The following is a 3597-nucleotide window of genomic DNA, read 5'->3' on the forward strand; positions in this document are numbered from 1 at the left end:
AGACCCTGGCCCAGATCGAGCTGTTCACCAAGCAGAGCGAGTACCCCACCGGCGTCTACGTGCTCCCCAAGCACCTGGACGAGAAGGTCGCCCGTCTGCACCTGGACGCCCTCGGCGTCCGGCTGACGACGCTGCGCCCGGAGCAGGCCGCCTACATCGGCGTCCCGGTCGAGGGCCCGTACAAGGCGGACCACTACCGCTACTGATCCACCCGGTACGGGATCACCGCGGCTGATCGCGGCGATCCATGTCCACTGCGGTTGATCCAAAGCTGTGGATCGAAAGCGTTTGATCGACAGCTGCAGATGCACTGAGCGTCACGAGCGTCGCCCCCGCCGTTTTCCGCGGCGGGGGCGACGCCGTTTAAGGTCCCCACCATGCCCCGAGGCCGTTACTCGTTCCACGACACGCATGACCACACCCCCCTGGGTGCCGAACACTTCCACTGCGCCACCGGCCCCTCCGGCTGGCGCTACGTCTCCCAGCTCACCGCCCCCTCGGGTGACCATTCCGGCTCCGTCGACCTCACCATCGACGATCTCGGCCGCCCCATCCGCCTCGAACTGAACGCGTCCAGCTGGCAGGTCCGCGGCGCGGCCATCGACGGCGTCACCTGGGTCCGTACCGACCCCGCGGGCGAGCAGGCACAGGAGGGCAACGTCCCCGCCCATGCCTTCACCGGGGCCTCGCCCGCGTTTCTGATCGCCACCGCACGACTGCTGCGCCTCGAACCGGGCACCCCGGCCACCCGCGTACGCCTCGTCTCCTTCGCACCCCCCGTGCTCGCACCCCGCACCCTCGACCAGTCGTGGGCCCTGATCGACAGGACAACACACGACACCGACAGCGGCCCGCTGCCTGTGGACGAGTACCAGGTGACCGAGCTCGACACCGGCGAGCAGCGGCAGATCCACATCGCGGGCGACGTCGTCCTCTCCGCCCCGGGGATCGAACTCGAAGAGCTCGAATCACCACCGTCGGCGTTCGCCTGACACCGCCGCCCATCCCCAGGGGTGCGCGCGGCCCGGTCCTGCCCGGTCCTGCCCAGGTCCGGGCTACGCCGGGGGAGCGAACCCGGTACGCGGCGGCTCCGGTGCGGCGGGCTTCGACAGCATCGCCGGCGCGGGCTGGACGGGCTGGACGGGTTGGACCGGCCGAAAAGCCTGGACCGGCTGAACAGGTGGCATGACCGGTGACGGCATGACGGGCGACGGCATGACGGGTGGCTGTGCGCCCCCGAAGGGACCGGCCGGAGGCCCGCCCGCGCCGAACATCCGCCGGGCGTCCCGCGACTGCCGTTCCGCCACCACAGCGGCCAGGAACGCCGCCGGCGGAGTCCCCTGGGGCATCCGCGCCCCCGTGCACGCGGCGACATCCGTCGCCAGCCGTTCCGCCATCGACCAGCCGACCTGCGGATCCAGCTGCCACATCCGTGAGAGGTACTGCCGTACAGCCAGCCACAGCCCTTCCGGCACACCCGAGAGGTCCACCCCGGCGAGCTGCGCCGCGAGCCACGGCGGTGCGGGCGGCATCAGCTGCGAGTGCTGCACCGGGACGCGCTCGCGGACGACCAGGGTCCCGCCGAAGACGTCCCCCAGCCGCCGCCCGCGCACCGACACCAGGGACGCGATGCACGCGATGACGCCCAGCGACAGCTGGATCTCGACGACACCCACGGCCCCGCGCACCAGCGCGTGCCGGAAGCGGATCGGACCGCCGTCGTCCCGCACCACCCGCAGTCCGGCCGCCAGCTTGCCCAGCGACCGCCCACGGGTGAGGGTCTCGACGGCTATCGGTATGCCGACCAGGATGAGCAGCATCGCGCCGATCGACACCGCGGCGACCGCCGCGTCGTCGAGCGACGAGGTCGCGGCGGCGAGCAGGAACATGAGCCCGACGAAGCCCGTCCAGTAGACGACGAGGTCGATCGTCGTCGCGAGCGCCCGGCTCGGCAGCTTGGCCGGGTCCATCCCCAGCGCCACCGCCTCGCCCGTCACCAGTCCACTCACGCGCGAACCCCTCCTCCACCCCGTCCGAACCCTTGCCCGAACAGTCTGCCCGGTCTGCCAAGCTTGGGCTTCCCACTGTCCGGCCCTCTTCCGCCAGGAGCAGCAGCCCATGGACCTCGATGTCTTCGCCGCCGCCCACCGGCATGAGTGGGACCGGCTCGAAGAGCTGTTGGGACGCGGTCGCCGGCTCACCGGCGACGAGGCCGACGAACTGGTCGGCCTCTACCAGCGCACGGCGACCCATCTGTCCCTCGTCCAGTCCAGCGCCCCGGACCCGGCGCTGATCGGCCGGCTGACCACCCTGGTGGCCCGTGCGCGCAGCGCGGTCACGGGCGCCCGTACGGCGAGCTGGCGCGATGTCGCCCGCTTCTTCACCAGCGCCTTCCCGGCAGCCGTCTACCGGTCACGGCACTGGTGGGTGCCGACGGCGCTGCTGTCGACAGCGGTCGCGGCGGCCGTCGGCTGGTGGATCGCCTCCCACCCGGAGGTGCAGTCGGCCCTCGGCGCCCCGGAAGCCCTGCGCTCGATGACCCGGCCCGGCGGTCAGTACGAGACGTACTACTCCAGCCATCCCGCGGCGTCCTTCGCCGCCCAGGTCTGGACGAACAACGCCCAGGCCGCGGCGATGTGCCTGGTCTTCGGGGTGTTCCTCGGGCTGCCGGTCCTCTGGGTGCTGTGGCAGAACGTGCTCAACCTCGGCATCGGGATCGGCCTCATGGGTTCCGCGGGCCGTCTCGACACCTTCCTGGGGCTGATCCTCCCGCACGGCCTCCTGGAGCTCACCGCCGTGTTCATCGCCGCCGGCACCGGACTGCGGCTGGGGTGGACGGTGATCGACCCGGGTCCCCGCTCGCGCAGAACGGCGCTGGCCGAAGAGGGGCGTGCTGCCATCGGCATGGCCATCGGACTGGCCGCCGTCCTTTTCGTCTCCGGCGCCATCGAAGGCTTCGTCACCCCGTCCGGCCTTCCGACCTGGGCCCGCATCACCATCGGCATCGTCGCTGAACTGCTGTTCCTGGCCTACATCTACGGCGTCGGCCGGCGTGCGGCCCTCGGCGGCGAGACCGGCGACGTGGAGGCCGCGGACCGCAGCGCCACCCTCCCGACGGCCGCCTGAGCACCCCGGTCACCCGGATGTGCACTCGGCGTCCCCGACCTGTTAGTCTCCTCTTCGCCCCAGAAACCCGTTGACACGGGTGACCAGGGTAGGTAGATTCGAACGGTTGTCACGAACTAGACATGTTCGAGGCGGCTCGATAGAGTCTCCTTGCTTCTTCGTTCCTCGCGACGAAGACATCGCACATCCAATCCGAGTGAATTCTCCGAATGGATCCGCGTGTCCTCGAAACGAGAGCGGAAAATCCGATGGAAAGCTTCTGCTAAAGTCGGGTGCAGCGGGAAAGCCGAAAGGCAGAAACGCTAAAGCAACACAATGCAGGATCTGCAGTACTCCCGCTGACCGGGAATCGGGCGTGAAAGCGTCTGATAGAGTCGGAAACACGAAGGGAAGCCCGGAGGGCGCCGGTGACGGCACCAAAGGAAGCGTCCGTTCCTTGAGAACTCAACAGCGTGCCAAAAGTCAACGCCA

At 69.8% G+C, this 3597-nt stretch carries 4 protein-coding genes; 3 read left to right on the forward strand and 1 reads right to left on the reverse strand.

Features of this window, described 5'->3' with window-relative positions; all coding sequences use genetic code 11:
- A partial coding sequence (locus tag G3I60_RS43395) for an adenosylhomocysteinase (RefSeq protein ID WP_164298186.1) occupies positions 1-206 on the forward strand: 206 nt, incomplete at its 5' end.
- A gap of 171 nt (positions 207-377) precedes the next feature.
- Positions 378-992, forward strand: a complete 615-nt coding sequence (locus tag G3I60_RS43400) for a hypothetical protein (RefSeq protein WP_164299664.1) — start codon at positions 378-380, stop codon at positions 990-992.
- 63 nt (positions 993-1055) lie between these two features.
- Here G3I60_RS43400 and G3I60_RS43405 read toward each other — a convergent pair whose 3' ends face one another.
- Positions 1056-2009 (reverse strand): RDD family protein, encoded by a 954-nt coding sequence (locus tag G3I60_RS43405; RefSeq protein ID WP_164608533.1) that lies wholly within the window; start codon positions 2007-2009, stop codon positions 1056-1058.
- A gap of 109 nt (positions 2010-2118) precedes the next feature.
- Between G3I60_RS43405 and G3I60_RS43410 the strand changes: the two genes are divergently transcribed.
- Positions 2119-3126: a stage II sporulation protein M gene (locus tag G3I60_RS43410; protein ID WP_164299668.1), complete on the forward strand. Its 1008-nt coding sequence runs from the start codon at positions 2119-2121 to the stop codon at positions 3124-3126.
- Positions 3127-3597: the final 471 nt, after the last annotated feature.

The organism is Streptomyces sp. SID13666 (genome assembly GCF_010548325.1).
In the GTDB taxonomy this organism is placed as follows: Bacteria; Actinomycetota; Actinomycetes; order Streptomycetales; family Streptomycetaceae; genus Actinacidiphila; species Actinacidiphila fildesensis.

What these genes read in the sequence shown, in the direction of transcription:
- G3I60_RS43410 (WP_164299668.1), top strand. Translation starts at nt 2,119, where the DNA reads ATGGACCTCGATGTCTTCGCCGCCGCCCACCGGCATGAGTGGGACCGG.
- G3I60_RS43400 (WP_164299664.1), top strand. Translation starts at nt 378, where the DNA reads ATGCCCCGAGGCCGTTACTCGTTCCACGACACGCATGACCACACCCCC.